This window comes from Peribacillus frigoritolerans (assembly GCF_004358755.1).
Lineage (GTDB): Bacteria > Bacillota > Bacilli > Bacillales > Bacillaceae > Bacillus_P.
Map to the genome: position 1 here is coordinate 832,086 of NZ_SMZY01000002.1, position 19,700 is coordinate 851,785.

The 19,700-nt window shown below is 40.0% G+C and carries 19 protein-coding genes and 1 other annotated feature; of the genes, 3 read left to right on the forward strand and 16 right to left on the reverse strand.

Annotated features, from left to right (window positions below; genetic code table 11):
- Positions 1-7 precede the first annotated feature (7 nt).
- The 3 genes from opp3C to E2R53_RS11600 form a co-directional block, all read right to left on the reverse strand.
- On the reverse strand, positions 8-1,030 hold the full coding sequence (opp3C, locus tag E2R53_RS11590) for an oligopeptide ABC transporter permease (RefSeq protein ID WP_133311899.1): 1,023 nt from the start codon (positions 1,028-1,030) through the stop codon (positions 8-10).
- On the reverse strand, positions 1,030-1,956 hold the full coding sequence (gene opp3b / locus E2R53_RS11595; protein WP_070879186.1) for an oligopeptide ABC transporter permease: 927 nt from the start codon (positions 1,954-1,956) through the stop codon (positions 1,030-1,032). Before opp3b ends, opp3C begins: the two co-directional genes overlap by 1 nt.
- A gap of 146 nt (positions 1,957-2,102) precedes the next feature.
- Positions 2,103-3,800, reverse strand: a complete 1,698-nt coding sequence (locus E2R53_RS11600) for a peptide ABC transporter substrate-binding protein (RefSeq protein WP_133311900.1) — start codon at positions 3,798-3,800, stop codon at positions 2,103-2,105.
- Positions 3,801-4,216: 416 nt separating this feature from the next.
- Here E2R53_RS11600 and E2R53_RS11605 point away from each other — a divergent pair, with 416 nt between their 5' ends.
- Positions 4,217-4,576: a DUF3899 domain-containing protein gene (locus E2R53_RS11605; RefSeq protein ID WP_133311901.1), complete on the forward strand. Its 360-nt coding sequence runs from the start codon at positions 4,217-4,219 to the stop codon at positions 4,574-4,576.
- Between the two features lie 51 nt (positions 4,577-4,627).
- Positions 4,628-4,836, forward strand: a binding site (T-box leader).
- A 53-nt stretch (positions 4,837-4,889) separates the two neighbouring features.
- Positions 4,890-5,879, forward strand: a complete 990-nt coding sequence (trpS, locus tag E2R53_RS11610; RefSeq protein WP_133311902.1) for a tryptophan--tRNA ligase — start codon at positions 4,890-4,892, stop codon at positions 5,877-5,879.
- A 40-nt stretch (positions 5,880-5,919) separates the two neighbouring features.
- Here the strand turns inward: trpS and E2R53_RS11615 are convergent, their stop codons facing one another.
- The 10 genes from E2R53_RS11615 to E2R53_RS11660 form a co-directional block, all read right to left on the reverse strand.
- Positions 5,920-6,408 carry an STAS domain-containing protein gene (locus E2R53_RS11615; RefSeq protein ID WP_133311903.1) on the reverse strand — a complete coding sequence of 163 codons (489 nt, stop codon included), beginning with the start codon at positions 6,406-6,408 and terminating at the stop codon, positions 5,920-5,922.
- Between the two features lie 128 nt (positions 6,409-6,536).
- Entirely contained in the window at positions 6,537-7,283 is a 747-nt protein-coding gene (locus E2R53_RS11620; RefSeq protein WP_133311904.1) for a YjbA family protein, read from the reverse strand.
- A 348-nt stretch (positions 7,284-7,631) separates the two neighbouring features.
- Positions 7,632-8,552, reverse strand: coding sequence for an oligopeptide ABC transporter permease (gene opp4C, locus E2R53_RS11625; RefSeq protein WP_133311905.1), 921 nt, complete (start codon positions 8,550-8,552; stop codon positions 7,632-7,634).
- Between the two features lie 14 nt (positions 8,553-8,566).
- Positions 8,567-9,517, reverse strand: coding sequence for an ABC transporter permease (locus E2R53_RS11630; protein ID WP_133311906.1), 951 nt, complete (start codon positions 9,515-9,517; stop codon positions 8,567-8,569).
- A 158-nt stretch (positions 9,518-9,675) separates the two neighbouring features.
- Positions 9,676-11,331, reverse strand: coding sequence for a peptide-binding protein (locus tag E2R53_RS11635; protein ID WP_133311907.1), 1,656 nt, complete (start codon positions 11,329-11,331; stop codon positions 9,676-9,678).
- A gap of 106 nt (positions 11,332-11,437) precedes the next feature.
- Positions 11,438-12,454: an ABC transporter ATP-binding protein gene (locus E2R53_RS11640; RefSeq protein WP_133311908.1), complete on the reverse strand. Its 1,017-nt coding sequence runs from the start codon at positions 12,452-12,454 to the stop codon at positions 11,438-11,440.
- Positions 12,451-13,437, reverse strand: a complete 987-nt coding sequence (locus E2R53_RS11645) for an ABC transporter ATP-binding protein (protein WP_133311909.1) — start codon at positions 13,435-13,437, stop codon at positions 12,451-12,453. The genes E2R53_RS11640 and E2R53_RS11645 overlap by 4 nt, the downstream gene beginning before the upstream one ends.
- 212 nt (positions 13,438-13,649) lie before the next feature.
- Positions 13,650-14,435 (reverse strand): DUF2268 domain-containing protein, encoded by a 786-nt coding sequence (locus E2R53_RS11650; RefSeq protein ID WP_133311910.1) that lies wholly within the window; start codon positions 14,433-14,435, stop codon positions 13,650-13,652.
- A 138-nt stretch (positions 14,436-14,573) separates the two neighbouring features.
- Positions 14,574-15,815 carry a beta-ketoacyl-ACP synthase II gene (gene fabF, locus E2R53_RS11655; RefSeq protein ID WP_133312268.1) on the reverse strand — a complete coding sequence of 414 codons (1,242 nt, stop codon included), beginning with the start codon at positions 15,813-15,815 and terminating at the stop codon, positions 14,574-14,576.
- 35 nt (positions 15,816-15,850) lie between these two features.
- Complete coding sequence (locus tag E2R53_RS11660; protein ID WP_133311911.1) at positions 15,851-16,783, reverse strand: beta-ketoacyl-ACP synthase III; 933 nt, start codon at positions 16,781-16,783, stop codon at positions 15,851-15,853.
- Between the two features lie 163 nt (positions 16,784-16,946).
- Here E2R53_RS11660 and E2R53_RS11665 point away from each other — a divergent pair, with 163 nt between their 5' ends.
- A complete protein-coding gene (locus tag E2R53_RS11665) occupies positions 16,947-17,207 on the forward strand; it encodes a hypothetical protein (RefSeq protein ID WP_133311912.1) in 261 nt (86 codons plus the stop codon).
- 360 nt (positions 17,208-17,567) lie between these two features.
- Here the strand turns inward: E2R53_RS11665 and E2R53_RS11670 are convergent, their stop codons facing one another.
- The 3 genes from E2R53_RS11670 to E2R53_RS11680 all read right to left on the reverse strand — a co-directional run bounded on the left by E2R53_RS11670 (position 17,568) and on the right by E2R53_RS11680 (position 19,693).
- Positions 17,568-17,753, reverse strand: a complete 186-nt coding sequence (locus E2R53_RS11670) for a ComZ family protein (protein ID WP_070879200.1) — start codon at positions 17,751-17,753, stop codon at positions 17,568-17,570.
- A 14-nt stretch (positions 17,754-17,767) separates the two neighbouring features.
- The gene (locus tag E2R53_RS11675; RefSeq protein ID WP_133311913.1) at positions 17,768-18,718 is read right to left on the reverse strand and encodes a BMP family ABC transporter substrate-binding protein; all 951 of its coding nucleotides are present in this window, start codon (positions 18,716-18,718) and stop codon (positions 17,768-17,770) included.
- A gap of 120 nt (positions 18,719-18,838) precedes the next feature.
- Positions 18,839-19,693 (reverse strand): NAD-dependent epimerase/dehydratase family protein, encoded by an 855-nt coding sequence (locus tag E2R53_RS11680; RefSeq protein ID WP_133311914.1) that lies wholly within the window; start codon positions 19,691-19,693, stop codon positions 18,839-18,841.
- Positions 19,694-19,700 lie beyond the last annotated feature (7 nt).

The following is a 19,700-nucleotide window of genomic DNA, read 5'->3' on the forward strand; positions in this document are numbered from 1 at the left end:
CCTTTTTCTAGTCTCTCATCTTAGGATCCAGCGCATCGCGCAGTCCGTCTGCAATCATGTTAAATGCAATCATAATGACACTGATTACGATCGCCGGGTAAATCATTTGATAAGGGAATGCTCTCATTGATTTAAACCCTTCATCAATTAACGTTCCCAGAGAGGCAAGAGGATCCTGTAATCCAAGTCCGATGAAGCTTAAGAACGCCTCGAAGAAAATAGCATTCGGGATGGTAAACATTGTATTAATGATAATAACCCCAACCAAGTTAGGAATCATATGCTTAAAGATAATTTTCGCATGACTTGCACCAAGTGTTCTCGATGCCAAAACAAATTCCTGATTCTTCATTTTAAGTACTTGAGCGCGAACAACCCTTGCCATTCCAACCCATCCAGTGATTGTTAACGCAACTGTAATTGAAATAATACCAGGCTTTAATATCAAAATCATTAAGATAACGACAACTAAGTTTGGTATACCCATCAGCACTTCAATGATACGCTGCATGACATTATCAAGACGTCCGCCGAAATATCCGGATATTGCACCGTAAGCAACACCGATGACCATGTCGATGAATGCTGCTAAAAATGCGATGTATAGAGAGATTTGTGTTCCTTTCCAGATGCGGGTAAACTGATCACGGCCCAGGTTATCTGTTCCAAGCCAGTAGTATTCTTTAATTTGTTTTTGTTCATAAACCTTTACTTGTTCACCATTATTAAGAGTTCTTGTTCCATCAAAAGGAAGCCATTCGATGTTTTCAAGTCCTTGAATACGCGGAGGCAAGTTTGCGTGTGTTGCTTTTTGGCGGGCTGAATCGTATCCGCTGACAGCAGGACCGATAAAAGCTAATAATGCTAGCAGAACAATAACAACCATGCTGAACACGGCAGCTTTATTTTTCTTAACCCGCAGCCAAGCATCCTGCCAATAATTCAAACTCGGCTTATTGATTTCCTCACTTTTTGCAGAATCCAACTTAGCGGGTTCGAATAATTCTTTGCTGATTTCTTTTTGTGCCATTATTTTTTACCTCCCGCTAAACGAATTCGTGGGTCAATGATGCCGTATAAAATGTCGACAACAAGAATAATTAAAACAAATAGGAAAGCAAATAAAAGGGTTGTACCCATGATGACCGGGTAGTCGTTTACTGTAATTGATTTAACGAACTGCTCTCCAATTCCAGGTACGGAGAAAATTTTCTCAATAACCAGGGAACCTGTCATCAGTCCAACAGCTAGCGGTCCTAAAACCGTTACAACTGGAATTAAAGCATTACGCAGTGCATGTTTAAAGGCGATTTCAAAGTAGCTTGCGCCTTTGGCTTTTGCTAGTGTAATGTAATCTGAATTTAAAACATCAATCATTTCTGTTCTCATAAAACGTGCAGCAATCGCAATTGGGAACATAGCAAGAGCTATTGTAGGCAAAATGCTGTATTCTGGTCCGCGCCAGAAGGCAACCGGAAGCCATCCGAGCTTTACACCGATGTAATATTGCATTAATCCGGCAAAAACAAACGATGGAATGGATTTACCGATAACAGCAAAGAATGTTGCACCGTAATCCACCCATGTATTCTGACGCAGTGCTCCGAGAATACCAAGAAATATTCCTAATATCGTTCCTACAAACATTGCCTGAAATCCGAGGATGGCAGATGGGGCTATACGAGCAGCAAGCAGCTCAGTTACCGGAGTGTTGTTAAATTGGAAAGATACTCCCAAGTCACCTTTAGCAAGGTTTGTCATATAGGTAAAGTACTGAACAGGTACAGGCTCATCTAATCCATATTTTTCTTTCATGATCTCTACCTGTGCATCTGACAGCTTGTTGTTTTTAAATGGAGTACCGGGGATCACTTTCATAAGGAAAAATGTAAATGAAGCAATTAATATAAGTGTGATAAGCATGTAAATCATACGTTGGCCTAAATATTTAACCATGTGTGCACCTCCTAGAACTATATGAAAAATTCAGAATCATCTACATAATTCGACAATTCTTTAGCAGGTAAAAAGAGAGTATATACATATACTCTCTTTTTATTCTTTTTGATTATAATCATTCGACTTGCATCCGTAAATAAGTATTACTCAGCGTCAGTGATTTTAATCCACTTGTAGCTGTATTCAGGACCAACAAGGTGATATGTGAATCCTTCAACTTTTTTGTTGATTAATAGGTTAGATGCACGTTGGTAAATTGGTGCGATACCAGCATCTTCTTCTAATACAACTTTCTCAGCTTCTTGCAGAGCTTCGAAACGTTTAGCAGGATCGTTAGCTAAAGTTGTTTGAGCGTCTTTTAATAATTTGTCATACTTTTCATTTGAGTATGCCATTTTATTGTTTCCGCCATCTGTAATCCATAGATCAGAGAAAGAAATCGGATCTAGGTAGTCAGGACCCCAGCCAGCAGCCTGGATGTCATAATCCATTGTTTTGTCGCGATCTAAACGAACGCTGAAAGGAACACTTTGTACATCGATTGTTAAGCCTTCAAGATTTTTTTGAAGCTGATCTTTCATGTAAGAATCGATTGTTTTTGACGTCTCAGTGTCTCCGCCAAGGTATACTAATTTCACTTCTTTTTGGCCAATTTCTTCTAAGCCTTTAGCCCAAAGCTTTTTAGCTTCTTCTACGTTGTAAGTTAATAGATCTCCATTAGCTTCGCGGAAGTCTTCGCCAGTTTCTGGGTTTGTAACGAATTCTTTCGGTACAGCATAGTTAGCAGGAATAGATCCATTGTTTAAGATTTCGTTTGTTAAATCTTCTTTATTAAATGCCATTGCGATTGCTTTACGGATGTTTACGTTAGCAAGAGCTTCGTTCTTCTGATTTAATTTAAGCCAGAAAATTGTAGGCTCTAACCATCTTAACAAACGGTCATCACCTTCATATTGAGCGATAACAGCCGGCGTTGAAAGTTTAGGAGTAACATCTGCTTCTCCAGCTTCAAATGCATTTGCTGCAGCTTGAGGATCTTTTGAAACGTTGAATGTGATTTTATCAAGGCTTACATTTTTTGCATCCCAGTATTCCGCATTTTTCTCTAAAGTCCACTCAGTATCAGCTGGTCCTTCCCATCCTTGGATCGTGAAAGGTCCGTTGAACACTAAATTTTCTGATTTTTTACCGAAGTTTGCAGCTTGTTCTTCAACAAACTTTTGGTTTTGAGGATAGAAAGTCGGGAAAGCCATTAATGATTTAAAGAAAGCAATTGGTTTATCAAGTGTAACAACCAATGTTTTTTCATCTTTAGCTTTAACACCTAATTCTTCTGGTTTCACTTCACCATTGAAAAGTGCTTCAGCATTTTTGATTTTACCCATCATCATGTATGGACCATATTCAGATCCTGTATCAGGGTTAAGAGCGCGCTGCCAAGCAAAAACGAAGTCGTTAGCAGTAACAGGCTCGCCGTTAGACCATTTTGCATCTTCTTTTAATTTAATCGTATATTCTGTGCCGTCTTCATTAGCTTCCGGCTCGCCTTCAGCCATAGCTGGCACTGGCTCTTGGTTTTCATCAATACGGTATAAACCTTCGTTCGTATTGTTTAATTGAGTTAAGCTGATTGTATCAGTTGCTAATACAGAGTCCATTGAAGGAATCTCAGATGATTCTAGAACTTTAAGCTCCTGTGCCACATTTGTTTCTTCTTTAGAGTCTTTCTCTTTGTCTCCTCCGTCAGAAGAACTTGAATTGCCTCCGCCGTAGCAAGCCGTTAAGATAACGCTTAATACAAGCGAAAGAACTAAAAGCAATGAAAATTTTGACTTTTTCATTAATAACCCTCCCTTTTATTTTTAAAAAATTCTTACAAACACTATTATACAAGCTTTCGAATTTTTGTACATTCATTTTTTTAATAAAATTTACACAAATGCAATAAAATTAAGACTATTTTTAATGAAAAATAGTTCTTTATACCTACAAATTATGCTGTATTCTGTCCTGATATTTCAGTTAATTTACACAGGAAATACCAAATGCTTAGTCTTTGTAAAGAATTTAAATAGTGTGTAAAATATAAAATGTATACAATATACAACAATAGTTAATAAACTATTTTGCGGGCATAATAAAAAGATTCTGACTAGTTTTACTTTTCGTGCTATAATATCTTTCGTATATTTCGATACAAAATTACTATTTGAACGGTTTACATTTTAGTATAATTAGTTAAAAAAAGAGGGTATTTATGAAACGAAAATTATTTTTATCAACGTTTTCCGTGTCGTTTGTTCTAGTCTTTATGCTCTCCCTTCTATTCTATGGAGAGATCACGCTTCTTCACTATATCAATATTTCTTTTTACATATCTGGAATTCTGCTTTTCATTTCGCTGTTCCTGCTTGTAGCGGAGGGTGGATTTTTTGATGGAATTACACAAGGTTTTAGAAGAACCTTTCAATCAAAAGGCAGCGATTTAGAAAAGGGAGAAGTAGAGGAAATGAGGCTGTTTTCTGAGCTGCTGAGCATTGAATACATGCCATTTTTATTAGCAGGCCTGCTCCTTGCTGCCACTATGCTTGCGGGGTTAATGCTCTATTACCTGTAAAGCAGTTGATTATCTGCTCATAAGCTTTTATAATGAAAAAAAATACTTATTTATGAAGCGATGATAAAGAGTAGTACATAGTGACTTCATTTTTAGAGAGCCTGCTGCTGCTGGAATGCAGGCAATGAAAGCTATGGAATGGACTTTTGAGCAGCTGGCCGAACATTAGTAGGATCAGCCGTTTCGTCTTGCGTTAAAAGACGTTAAGTGATTTCTTTTAGAAATAATTAGGGTGGCACCGCGGTCCATTCGTCCCTGTTCAGCAGGACACGAATGGGCTTTTTTGTGTGTATTTTAAAACAGGAGTGATAAAATGAAAACTATTTTTTCGGGCATACAGCCTACAGGATCCGTTACACTCGGAAATTATATCGGGGCAATGAAACAATTTGTTGATCTTCAGCATGATTACGATTGCTACTTTTGCATTGTTGATCAGCACGCGATCACTGTCCCGCAGGATCGTCTTCAGCTGCGCAAAAGTATTCGCAGTCTTGCAGCCCTCTACCTTGCGATCGGCATCGATCCTGAAAAAGCAACATTATTTGTTCAGTCTGAAGTTCCCGCACATGCTCAGGCAGGATGGATGCTTCAATGTGTCGCTTATATCGGAGAGCTTGAAAGAATGACGCAATTTAAGGATAAATCTACAGGAAAAGAAACTGTTTCTGCGGGGTTATTAACCTATCCGCCACTAATGGCTGCCGACATTCTACTATATAAAACAGACATCGTTCCTGTAGGTGAAGATCAAAAGCAGCATTTAGAGCTGACACGTGATCTGGCAGAGCGCTTTAACAAAAAGTATAACGACATCTTTACAATCCCTGAGGTCCGCATTCCAAAAGTCGGCGCAAGAGTCATGTCACTTGCAGATCCTCTGAAAAAGATGAGCAAATCAGATCCAAATTTAAAATCGTTTATTACTCTATTAGACGAACCAAAAACGATCGAAAAGAAAATCAAGAGCGCAGTAACGGATTCAGAAGGAATCGTAAAATTTGATAAAGAAAACAAACCAGGTGTCTCTAATCTGCTCTCTATTTACTCCATCCTTTCTGGTGAGTCCATTGATGATTTAGAGAAAAAATATGAAGGCAAAGGATACGGTGATTTTAAAAACGATACCGCGGCTTCCGTGATTGAAGTGCTGAAGCCCATTCAAGATAAGTACTATGCTTTACTCGAGTCAGAAGAATTGGATCATATTTTAGACCGCGGTGCAGAAAGAGCAAATGCTGCGGCAAACAAAATGATTAAAAAAATGGAAAATGCCATGGGTCTTGGCAGAAAAAGAAGATAATGAATCATATAAAAAGAGAGCATCGCATCCGATGCTCTCTTTATATTTGCTGTTCAAACTCCATTCCCTTTTGAGTCATTAAATATTGAAGGGCCGTTCTGAATGACAAAAACGACTGAATTTCATTAAAGTTTGTCAGTCCGGAAGTGACAAGCAGCTGGGTTAAAGCAGGCCCAAAGCCCACATACAGAATCTGAATGCCCATCAGCCTGATTGCTGACGTCATATTATGAATATAAGATCCAAACAGATCGAGTTCCCATATTTCTTTTTCTGAGATCGCTGAAAAATCAACAATTACAGTAGAAATTTCATCTGAATGAGAAACTTCTAAAATTTTTGAGATGATTTGATCAAATCTTTCAGACGAAAGTCTTCCGGTAATCGGGACAAGAATGGTATCAGGAATAATGGACGGGATAATCGGAACAGAAATTTCTTTTATAATCTCAGCACTTGCTGCTAATTGCTTTTTAAGTTCAAGAATTTCCGCCTGTAATTCTTCAATTTGTTCTTTTTCGCTGCTCATATGAACCCTCGCTAATCGTTTATAATTGCATACCGCTCTATTTTACCATTCATTTTCAATTATACCGTTTTTTTACCATAAAAAAGAAACCATATTCTGTGAATTGGTTTCTTTTATTTGAGCTTGTCCTAGTTCACTTTTGATTCATGTTCCATTTCCCAAAGCTTCTCAAAGAATGGCTGTCCTTTTATCAGATGCTCACATAACGTCATATGCTTAGGACTCCAGCCATTTATCGTTTCATCGTAAAGCTTTCTCCATACATCTTCAAAGCTCATGTCCTGTATCATTTCATACATCGTTGGATTCCATTCGGTGTACCAATACTTAACCTCAGCCGCATTTTTTGTTGACTGCAGCTGATCAAGGGCCATGAAAAGCAGCTGCTTTAATTGCCGTTCTTTTCTAGTCAAACCGCTCATATGTGATGGACTTGGCGACAGGATATGAAATTCCTTTTCCATTGATTCTGTCTCAAACAAATACTCTTCTGCTTCCACATCTTTGATCATTTCATAAACCAGCTGTTCCTGGCGCGGAATTAACCGGCTTTTGCGGACTGGAATGCTGTAGCCAATCGTATCGACTGCCAGTATCCCCTGTCCGTCTGTTACGACGAAACAGTAATCAAGCTGAATTCGCTCGTGATTTTTTCGAATGTATGCTTTTTGGAAGGCATCTTTTAACAGTCCCTGCGGCAGCTCCGACAAATCATTCTCAATATAATGGTATAAGACCGAGTTAACTTTAAATAGCGGAACCTGGTCCAGAAGCTCAACACTGTCATCTTTTCTCCATTCATGAAAATGACACACATTGTACCCGTTTTCTTCTCCTTCAAACCAGTTCACCCATACATCATGAAGAAACAACATTTATTACCCCTCACTTCCGATGCTTTTGTCTTTCAGTATAGGCAGAGAGAAGAAAATATATTCCAATTCGTTCATTTTATGGATGTTTTCGTTCGACAATTTTTGAGCATGTTCTGTTGGAGGTCATTTATACATATGTGAAGTTTTGGGATTAATCAGTAAGAATTGTCATTCTATCAGCATAAATTTGCGTTTTAATAGTCTAAAATGCCATTTTATCGGTGATATTTTCTGAATCGAAGTTTTAGCAATGAAAACACTTGTTTTATCAGATTAAATCCGAATTCTATCATTATAACTCAACAGACAATAAAAAATAGCCAAGAATAAATTCTTGGCTGCGCTGTCTTATTCATTCACTTTTGGATCCAAGGCATCTCTGAGGCCATCGCCTACAAAGTTAAAGGCAAGCACTGTCAAAAGAATCAGTGATCCCGGCAAAATTGGATACCATGGTGAAGTCAATAGAATCGTAAAATTTTGTGCGTCCTGCAGCATGTTCCCCCAGCTCGCAGTCGGAGGCTGAATTCCAAGCCCCAGATAGCTCAGCGTTGATTCAGCAAGAATTACTCCCCCTACAGAAAGTGTGGCAGATACGATGATCGGTCCAATTGCATTTGGAAGAATATGCGAGAAGATGATTTTAAAGCTTTTCGTTCCGATTGTTTTGGATGCAAGGACAAATTCCCGTGTCCGCAGCGACAAAAACTCACCTCGTACAAGACGTGCGGTTGTTGTCCATCCCAGTACTGCAAAAATAATGATTAGCTTGTCTACACCTGGTTTAAAGATTGTTACAAGTGTAATAAGCAGAAAGATTTGTGGAATTGAAAGAACAATATCAACAAATCTCATTAATATAGCATCAATTATTCCTCCAAAGTAACCAGCGATAGCTCCTACTACCGTACCGATTGTAATAGAACCCAGTACGGATGCAAATCCAACTAACAGTGATACTTGAGCACCGTACAGCAAACGTGTCAGCAAGTCACGCCCAAATCGGTCCGTTCCAAGAAGGTGTTCACTGCCGCCAGGAGGAACGAGTTTCTTCATTAAATCTTGCGTTTCATATGAATATGGAGCGATCACCGGAGCACAGATTGCTGCAGAAATAATAAAGATCAGAAAAACAGCACCTGCAATAGCCAATTTATTTTTGCAGAATTTCCTGAAAAATATTTTCGTTAATGTATCCGGGTTCGCTTTTAAATTCCCATGAACTTCCAGTTGATTAGAAGTTTCCGGTGTTAGGTTTGTTTGTGCCATTTTGCTCCCCCTTCCTAATACTCAATTCTCGGATCAAAAATTGCATAAAGAATGTCTGCGATTAAGTTCCCAATAACTACAAATACAGCAGAGATAACGGTTAAAGCCATAATGACAGGATAATCGCGCTGGAATGCTGAATCGATGAACAACAGTCCGATCCCAGGCCATGAGAAAATTTTCTCAACGACAACAGCTCCGCCAATGAATGAAGGAATCATTAATCCGAAAATCGTAATGATCGGGATTAACCCGTTGCGGACACCATGTTTGATGATTACTTTTGATTCACGGAATCCTTTTGCACGCGCTGTTCTCATGTAATCCTGTTTAAGAACATCAAACATACTTGACCTTGAATACCTGGTCAGCCCTGCCATATCGGCTGAGGCCAGCACAAACGCAGGCAGCATGAGATGGTGAATCCTGTCCCATATGCTGAATTCGGCATTCAAGGTTGAGGTCCCTCCTGTCGGGAACCAATTAAGCTGAACGGAAAATACCATAATTAAAATTAAACCGAGCCAGAAGTTAGGCGTGGCAAGCCCCAAAAAGGAAGTGACAGAAACGGTATAGTCAACTTTTGTGTACGGTCTTGCAGCTGAAATGATTCCAAACGGAATGGCGACCAACAATGCGAGGACTGTAGATACGACCATTAAAAGAAGTGTGTTTGGCAAACGGTTCATAATCATTTCACTTACAGGTACACCTTTACGAATTAATGATGTTCCAAAATCACCCTGAACCATGCTTCCTAGCCATTTTAAATATTGGATATGTACAGGATCATTTAATCCATATTTCTCCATAAACTTCGCTTTATCAGCAGGACTTATTGATGGATCCATTAATAATGTTGTAGGATCTCCAGGAGCTAATCGTATGATCGCAAAAGAGATAATGGTGATGCCTAATAATAAGGGAATAGCCATTAACGTACGGCGGATGATATAAGAAAGCACAGCTAGTTCTCCCCTTTCCTTCTCATTTTTCTATAAATAAAAACATGTCCAGAATTCTCAGCAGACTCGTTCAATTTTCAAATTCATAAAAATGAGGGAAGGGAATATTCCCTTCCCTCTGCAAGTTTCTCTGAAGTGTTGCAGCAATCAATGAATGATTACTGTTTTAACCACCATTTGTGGATATTGTAGAATTCGCTCTTAGCGTTGAACTCATAGCCTTGTAAGTTCTCAGGCATTACGCGGTGAACGTTAGGGTAGTACAAGAATGTGTATGGCTGATCTTCAGCAATAATTTTGTAGATGTCAGCGTGTTTTGCAGCATACTCATCTTGATCAAGAATTTGTTTCGCTTCTTCCATTAACTTATCTGCTTCTTCGTTTTTATAATCAATCATGTTTAAGCCTTCAGCAATTTGGCTTGAGTGGAAAATGTCATATTGATCAGGGAATGTAGACAAGCTCCATCCTAAGATCATTGCATCAAAATCCCAGTTTGGTGCAGAAACTTGCTCGATGAAAGCAGAGAATTCAATGATCTCAGGCTTTACTTCGATGCCGATTTCTTTTAATTGCTGCTGAACAACTACAGCGATGTCTTCACGGATTTTGTTTCCTTGGTTCGTTTTTAAAGAGAATGAGAATTTTTTGCCGTCTTTGTCTAAGATTTTGTCGCCGTCAGTATCTTCCCAGCCAGCTTCTTTTAGTAGTGATTTAGCTTTCTCTACGTCATAAGAGAACTTTGTTACATCGTCGCTGTAAGCGAATGAAAGCGGGCTTTCAGGTACGTGTGCAACTTCTCCGTCGCCGTTCATTACAGAAGAAACCATTGATTCTCTGTCAAGTGCCATTGTTAAAGCTTGACGTACTTTCACGTCTTTGAATAGGTCGTTCTTTTGGTTCCAGCCGATGTAAGTGTAAGAAAGACCAAGGCCAGACTCCACTTTCACGCCGCTGAACGTGCTTTTTACAGTTTCGATATCAGTTCCTGGAACTTCAGTAAAATCAACATCGCCAGCTTGAAGCTGTGCTAATAATGCATCCTGGTCAGGAACGATTTTGTAAGTGATTGAATCCAAGTATGGCTCGCCCAAGAAATAATCAGGGTTTTTCTCTACTTTTACATATTCTCCATCTTTCCACTCAACAAATTTGAAAGGACCAGAACCGATTGGAGATTTTGTGTTGAATTCGTTTTCGCCAAGTTCACCAACTGGAACTTTTCCAAGGATGTGCTCAGGAAGGATTCCGTAGCTAAGAGCTACAGGGTAGAAAGAAGCATCTTTCTTAGAAAGCTTGAATTCTACTTCATAGTCGCCTTTTTTCGTTACAGACTCTAAAGATTCAAAAGAAGAACCGCGCTCACCTACATAGTCAGGGCTCTTAGGGATGCCGTATGTAAATACTACGTCATCAGCATTTAATTCTTCACCATCGTGGAATTTAACGCCTTCTTTAATTTTAACTGTGTACGTTAATCCGTCTTCAGACGTTTGGATATCTTCTGCCAAGTGTAATGTCGGGTTAAACTCTGTGTCAGAGCTTACAAGACCGTCAAAGATGAAACCTTCGATATCTGAGCTTGAAGCATCTGTTGAATACATTGGGTTAAACAATGTTGGTCCGCCAATCGTTCCAACAACTAAATCTCCGCCCATTTGCGGTTCGCCTGCATCTTCAGCCGGTTTATCTTCTTTCCCGCCAGAACCTGAAGCAGGTGTTTTTTCGCCTGCGCCGCTGTTACAAGCAGCTAAGAACAAAGAGAAAACTAACAATAAGCTAAGAAATGTTAATAAACTTTTACGTTGTTTCACTTCGTATTTCCCCCTTAAAAATTCGAATTTTTAGTTTTCTTAACATGCATATTATTGTTGGTCCATCTCCTCCCTTCAAGGACTTGAATATATGCTGATCCTGCCATCAGTATAGATGGCAGGCAACAAAATGATTTTTTTTTACTTCTTTAAATTGAGGCACAGCTTCGCGGCAGGCGCTTGTCGCAGCAGGACATCTAGTGTGGAAAACACAGCCCTGAGGCGGATTGGCCGGGCTTGGCAGCTCTCCTTTTAATACAATGCGCTCTCTTCTTGCCTGGCCTGCTTTTCTTGGAACAGGCACTGCGGATAAAAGGGCTTGAGTATAAGGATGAAGCGGCTCTGTGTAGAGACTGTGCTTATCAGCAAGCTCCATCATTTTTCCAAGGTACATAACGCCCACGCGGTCGCTTATATGACGGACTACACTTAAATCATGGGAGATGAACATATAAGTTAAGTTAAACTCGTCCTGAAGATCTTCAAGTAAGTTAATGATTTGGGCCTGAATCGAAACATCAAGAGCAGAAACTGCTTCATCAGCAATAACCATTTGCGGATTCAGGGCGATGGCTCTGGCTATTCCAATTCTCTGCCGCTGTCCTCCGGAAAACTCATGCGGATAGCGGTTAATGAAGGAGGCGTTTAGCCCTACTTTTTCAAGGAGCTCTTCCACTCGTTCTGTCCGCTCTCTTCCTCTATATAAGCTATGTGTATCCATTGGTTCTTTAATAATGGAACCTAGTGTTTTACGGGGATTCAGCGATGCAAATGGATCCTGAAACACCATCTGAATATTTTTCCGGACGGTTTTGCGGAGTTCACTTTCGGGTAAATGTGAAATATCCTGCCCGTCAAAAATAATCTTGCCTCCGGTCGGTTCATATAAGCGGATAATGGTTCGTCCTGCTGTAGACTTTCCGCAGCCTGATTCTCCTACTATCCCGATGGTTTCACCTTTTTTTACGGTTAAATTAATGCCGTCTACTGCTTTTACATGTCCTGCAGTCCGCTGCAGAAAACCTGATTTGATCGGAAAGTGCTTCTGGACATCTATCAGCTGAAGGATCGTTTCATCCTGTTTCAGCAGCGGTGATTTTACTTCTGCGTCTACTACTTTCATTGAACAGCAGCCTCCTCATCATCGTATAAAAAGCAGCGGACAGAGCGATGTGCTGATCTTTCCGTAAGCGCTGGAAGAGAACTGAAACATTTGTCAAATGCTTTCGTGCATCTCGGTGCAAACCTGCAGCCTGCCGGGAGATTATCTGGAGAAGGAACGTTCCCTGGAATTGAATTAAGCTTCTCTATATTTCCATCAATTGAAGGAATAGACTCCATTAATCCTTGCGTATATGGATGAAGCGGCTCATTGAACAAGTCATCTACAGAAGCTTCTTCTACTACCTGCCCGCAGTACATCACAACAACCCGCTCTGCAATTTCAGATACAACACCAAGATCATGAGTGATTAAGAGAATGCTAGTGTCAAATTTTTGACTGACATCCTTCATCAAATCAAGAATTTGTGCCTGAATCGTTACATCGAGTGCTGTTGTAGGCTCATCTGCAATAAGCAGTTTCGGATTGCAGCTCATGGCTATGGCAATCATGACACGCTGGCGCATACCTCCTGATAATCTATGGGGATAATCATTGATGATTTCATCTGCACGGGAGAAACCTACTAATCTAAGTAACTCAATTGCTTTTTTAACAGCTTGATTTTTTGGAAGCTTTTGATGATACATCAGCACTTCTGTAATCTGATCTCCGATTGTAAGCACCGGATTTAAAGATGTCATCGGCTCCTGAAAGATCATCGATATGTCGTTTCCGCGGACTTTACACAAATCTTTTTCAGGTAACTTCACCAAATCTTTGCCGTTTAATAAGATCTCTCCATCAACAATTTTGCCGCCCGGGCTAGGAACAAGTCCCATAATCGATAAAGAAGTGATACTTTTACCTGAACCAGATTCTCCTACTAGTGCAACCGTCTCGCCTTTATGTATCTTTAAGTCAACACCGTCCACAGCCGGAACAGCCTGCTTCTTTTTGTAGAAATAGGTTTTTAGATTTTTAACTTCCAACAGTACTGACAATACCCTTCACCGCCCTATGATGTAAAAGATAAACCGCTTGAAATACTAAATTTTATAAATCATCTTAACTTTCTTTATAAATAGAATAATCAGAAAATATATATTTGTATAGTATTACAAAAGTTTTACAAAATCAAGCTAATTTTTAAAATAATGTAACTTTATATTAAAAATACCATCATTACTAGGAAAAAATACCAATAAAAAAACCCTTAATTGGGTTTAATCGATGACTTTTTCACTATTTCTTCTGAAGAAACGGAGAATAATTCTTTTATATTCGCTTTTGTCATCTCCATGTAACATTGCACCATGTAATAACCCGCTGCATAGCCAAGCATTTTAGGATAAAAGCCGGTTCCAAACATCAGTTGCGAGAACTTGCGCGAGTCTCTTTTTATATTTTGATTAGGCTCAATGATTGTCTGATAGAATTGAGTCAGCTGCTCTTTTGAATAATATTTCGTCCATGAACCTGTAAATTCCGCACCCATTCGCTCACGCACGGCATTCTCGGCGAGTCCTTCGAGAATGACAGCGTCAATCAGCGTGTAGTCTTTTTCTTTTTTAGGATCTTTTGCCAGTCTGCAAACATGATGATACTCATGTGTGAGTATGGTCTGAATCTCTTTTTTGCTGTTATCCGATAAAAACAAGAAAAGTTTATCGTGAAAGGCAAGGCCTGATTTCCCGCCATATTCATTTCTCATTTTCCGGTTCCCTGCATCTGCAGGCAATATGAAAATCGGCACGTCCGGTCCGCCCCACTCTTTTTTCAATGCAGCTTCATCCGTCTTTACAAATTCCCACACGCTGTTCTTCTTTAAATCCTTATACAGGCTCTCACCAGTCTGCTCTCCTTTGAACATCCCAAATGAATGAAGATATTTGCTGATTTCCTCAGGTTTGCTTTTATGAAAGTAAGGTTTCAGACGCTCGCAAATTTTTATATGATCTGCAGAGTGTTCAAGCCACTCATTTGTTTTGATGACAGTCATGGAATCTCCACTCCCTCCTGCCGTATCTTATGAAGGTGTGTTTGAGGAAGTGAAAGGATCCATCAACTAAGAAAAGAAGCGCAAAATTTTTATTCTTTCTTAAAACTAAAAAAAGCCAGCTAAGCTGACTTTTCCGTATTACTGCTCGTATTTTTTAAAGATAATCGTTGCGTTATGTCCGCCAAATCCGAGTGAATTGCTGAGTGCTACATTCACTTCGGCTTTTCTCGCTTCATTCGGCACATAGTCCAGATCACACTCCGGATCTTTTTCGCTGTAGTTAATTGTTGGAGGGATGATGCCTTCTTTGATTGCAAGAATCGAAAGAATCGCTTCAACTCCGCCTGCAGCGCCAAGCAAATGGCCAGTCATTGATTTCGTAGATGAAACAGCAAGCTTATAAGCATGCTCGCCAAATACTTCCTTGATGGCAAGCGTCTCAAACTTGTCGTTGTAGGATGTGCTTGTTCCGTGTGCATTCACATAATCAACGTCCTCAGGTGACAGTCCGCCGTTTTCCATCGCCATTCTCATCGCACGGACACCGCCTTCGCCGCCTGGTGCGGGAGCTGTAATGTGATGGGCATCGCCTGTTGCGCCGTAGCCAACGATTTCTGCATAAATTTTTGCACCGCGGGCAAGTGCATGCTCAAGTTCTTCAAGGACTAAAATGCCTGCTCCTTCTCCCATAACAAATCCATCTCGATTTGCATCGAATGGTCTGCTTGCTGTAGCAGGATCCGGATTCGTAGACAGAGCCTTGCTTGCACAGAAGCCCGCAAATGCCATCCTTGTAATCGGCGCCTCTGTTCCTCCGGAAATCATGACATCTGCATCGCCGCGCTCAATGACTTTAAAAGCATCCCCAATGGAGTTTGTGCCGGTTGCACATGCTGTCACTGTACAGGAATTAAAGCCTTTCGCGCCCAAAGCGATGGAAACCTGGCCTGCTGCCATATCAGGAATCATCATAGGGACGAAAAATGGGCTTACACGTCTTGCGCCTTTTGTAAGAAGTGTTTCAAACTGATTTTCAAAGGTTTCCATTCCGCCGATTCCAGAACCGATCCACACACCTGTGCGGGGAGCGATTTCATCTGTAATTTCAAGGTTCGCATCGCGAACTGCCATAAAAGATGCAGCAACCGCATACTGAGTGAAGCGGTCCATTTTTCTTGCTTCCTTCTTATCCATGTACGTCTCAACATCAAAATCTTTTATTTCAGCAGCTACCTTGGCCGGATAATCATTTGAATCAATCCGGGTTAGCGGACCGACGCCGGACTTTCCATTTACTGCGCTTTCCCATGTTGTTGCAACATCATTTCCAATTGGAGTAATTGCTCCCATACCCGTAATGACTACTCGCCTCTTGCTCATAAAAACACCATACCTTTCACTAGCTGTAATATTTATTATCTGCCCCATCTCATGGCAATGGCTCCCCAGGTTAACCCTCCGCCAAAACCAACCATTACAAGGATGTCTCCGTCTTTTATCGTTCCTGCTTCAAGTTCTTCTACAAGCGAAATCGGAATCGATGCCGCAGAAGTATTGCCATACTTGTGAACCGTTTTTGACATTTTTTCCACCGGCAGCTCTAAACGTTCTCTGGCGGCTTCCATGATCCGGATGTTGGCCTGATGCGGGATCAAGTAATCAACATCTTCCTTTTTAAGGCCTGCCTTCTCAATCACATTTACGCTCGATTCACCCATTTGTCTGACTGCAAATTTAAAGACTTCGCGGCCATTCATTATCAGCTTTTCACTCTGATATAGGTGCTTTCCGCCAGAACCGTCCGATCCAAGCTCAAAGGCAAGAAATCCTTTTCCAGGTGTAACTGAACTGACAACTGCCGCACCAGCCCCGTCTCCAAAAAGAACAGCTGTATTCCGGTCATCCCAGTCTGTAATTTTTGAAAGTTTTTCTACACCTACAACAAGAACATTTTTATAGGCGCCTGTTTCAATAAATTGCTGCGCTGTAATCAATCCGTACATGAAGCCCGCGCATGCAGCACTTAAATCCATGGCAGCCACTTTCTTTGCACCCAGTTTCTCCTGAAGCATACACGCTACAGATGGGAAAGGCTGATCAGGCGTGACAGTTGCCACCAAAATCATATCTATATCTTCAGCAGTCAGGCCTGCATTCTCAATCGCTTTTTGGGCAGCAAAATAGGCCATATCAGAAGTATCTGTTTCATCGTCTGCAAGTCTTCGCTCTTCTATCCCAGTCCGTGTGCGTATCCACTCATCTGACGTATCCATTATTTTCTCCAAATCCGCATTTGTTACAACACGATCTGGGGTATACCGTCCGATTCCAATTATCCCAGCACTCATATACGCAGCTCCTTTTACCCTATATTTAGAATCAATTATTATTACCTGGTACTAATTTTATCCTATCTTTTTTAAAATTTCAATCAAAAATCTGTGCAAATGCCCCGTACAAGTTATAAAAGAAAACATACAGTACTAATAAAGAAGGATAAGCGAGGTGTTTATGTTGAGCGAAAAAAGACAATATGAAGAGTCCGGAGATTTCTTCTCATCCTTCATGTTTGGAAATAAAAGAGAGCGTAGCATAGAGCAGAAGGAAGCAGAAAGAACCCCCGCTCCAGATGAGCAGGAACCTCAGTCAGAGCCAGATTTTTTTCAGCTTTTCATGCAGATTGATAATATTATGGACTCTCTAAAAGAATTAAAGCCAGTAGTAAAAGAGTTTTCTCCGATTTTGGACTATTTCAAACAAAAATTAAAATAAACTGAAGTTCGATGAGATAGGATATTTTGTTTAGGAGAAATGACCAAGATTTGGAGAATTCCATGGAAGAGAATAATGTACGTGTATGATACCCTCAATCTGAAAAATTTTGGAAGTTGTCATAAATAAAGCTCTTTTCGTAAATATTGTTGCTGCCAGACTAAATGTTTAAAACACTAAGTGGATTGTGGCCGATAAATTTGACTCCTGTGGGAAATAGAGCAAAATGGCTCACCGTGGAAAGCAAGTTCCTCTCGCTGCAAGGAACGGACAACTTTTATCATGTAAAACAACACTCTATGCGAAAACAGCCTAAATTAAAAAAATCCACAGTTTCATATATACTGTGGATTTTCATGTTTATTTGCCTGCCTCATTTTTTCCTAATTCATAAGCATCATTCATTACTTTTGTGAGCAGCTCCATCATAGGCTGAAGATGATCAGCAGTAATTTCTATGCCTGCTTCATCAAGCTTCGCTTTTGCTTCTGGAAGATATTTCATGGCGATTTGCATAAATTCTAACGTTTTCGGTTCATGGCTCATATGTATACCCCTTTTCATATTTGATTAGGCAGTTTATCTGTCTGCCTGTATGTTTCAATATGTTCCTTCATTTTGTTTTGAAAGGCTTTGTCCACACTCGGACTGAATTTGCCGAGTTCTATGACATCGTCCTGAAAATCAAAATACAGATTTCCGCTTTCCAGCTCACCATCTGTATATTTTTCGGCAACAAGCTCATATAAACGGTCTACATGCTGAATGGTGCTTGTGAGGACAGTTGTTTCGCCAAGATCGGACTGGTCGGAAACAAAGCCAATTGCATACAGACCATTTTCTTTTACGCGTTCAATGACAGGTACATTATACCCATCGCCTGCTGGATATACAACATCTATGCCTTCTGCAATCATTTCATCTGTATAATTAAGGGCGGTTTTTACATCATCCCAGCTTTGTACATACTGAATGTCAACTTCGATATCAGGATTCTGATAGTTCGCACCTTCATAAAAGCCGTCAATTTCAGGCTGCCATTCATATGCTGCCACTATTCCGACTTTATTTGTCTTTGTCATTTCACCGGCAATCATTCCCCCGAAGAAACCCATGGCATTCGAGTCAAAGTTAAGGCTCGTCATATTGTCTCCATCAGCCTCGCCATTAAAAAAAACAAAATGGATATCTTCATATTCTTCATTCAATTCTTCAAAGAACACTTCATATTCACTGCCGTGGCCGAAAATCAGATTGACGCCTTTTCCGGAAAACTCTTTTACTGCTTCTCTGACTACTTCCTGATTATTCATGCCTTCTTTATAAAAAACATCAACACCGTACCGTGATTGTATTTTCAATAATCCTTTGTATCCCTTTGTGCCCCATACTTGATCACTGATTGTATCCGGGACAAGCAAACCCACTTTTTCAAGTTCATTCTGCCTGGGTTGTCCGCATCCTGTCAGAAAAAAAAGACACATGGCGAAAAGAATACTTTTCTTCAGCATACCAAGCAACTCCTTTTAGCTTGTGCAAGTCATGATTCCTCCTATATTTTAGACTGTAACCAATTCATCGCACAAGGATATATTTCCCAATAACGATTAAAACTTGAACTTTATCTAAAATTATTGGTATATATACAGGTTTTGCTTGATCCATTCTGTTTGGATTTGTAAGCCTCTTTCCAAAGAAACACTAGTTTCAACTGGACAGATGATATCCTTCGATAACTTATAAGAAAGATGACGCTCTGCTTTTTCCGAAAATAATTGAGCGATTTTGCTCCACTGTCCTTCTTTCATAGACGAGAGATGAACAACAGATTCTTTATAAGGATGTGCCTCTGCAATTTCCAATAGAGTGCTGACTGCATCATCAATAAAGAGAATATCTCTTTTTTCTTCTTTTGCTTCAACTTCACATTTTTTTCCGGTCAAGTCTGAAATAATGCACTGATGTATGAAGCTCGTTTGCGGCTGCCACGGTCCAAAAAGACCGGGAAATCTTACAATTTTATACAGATTCGACTCGCCAAATAGCTCACGGATTTCTGACTCCTGCTGCAGATGGGCTTTGCCGTTTTCTGTTGAAGGATGGGGAACCGTATCCTTTTCAATCTTCTCTTGAGCTTCACTGAAAACTTCTGCAGATGATATAAGAATAAATGGAATTTTTTGTTTTATAGAAAGATCTGCACACTCCCTTAATAAAGTTGAATCGTGTCTATTTTGCTTATCAGTGGGATCCTGAATGCAATAAAAAATCACATCATTTTCTTTCGCTTCTGTGATGGAAGAGACTTTTTCAAACAAAGCGTTTCTGCCAATCAGCATCATTTTTTCATCGGCAATTTTTTGTTCCTGATCATCTTTATAGGCATTCATATATCCGTCAACTTCGATGCCATTCTCAAGCAGGCGGCTGCACAAAGCAAAACCGACAAATTGCCCAAAGCCTGCGATCAATGCTTTTCTCATCATCCATTTC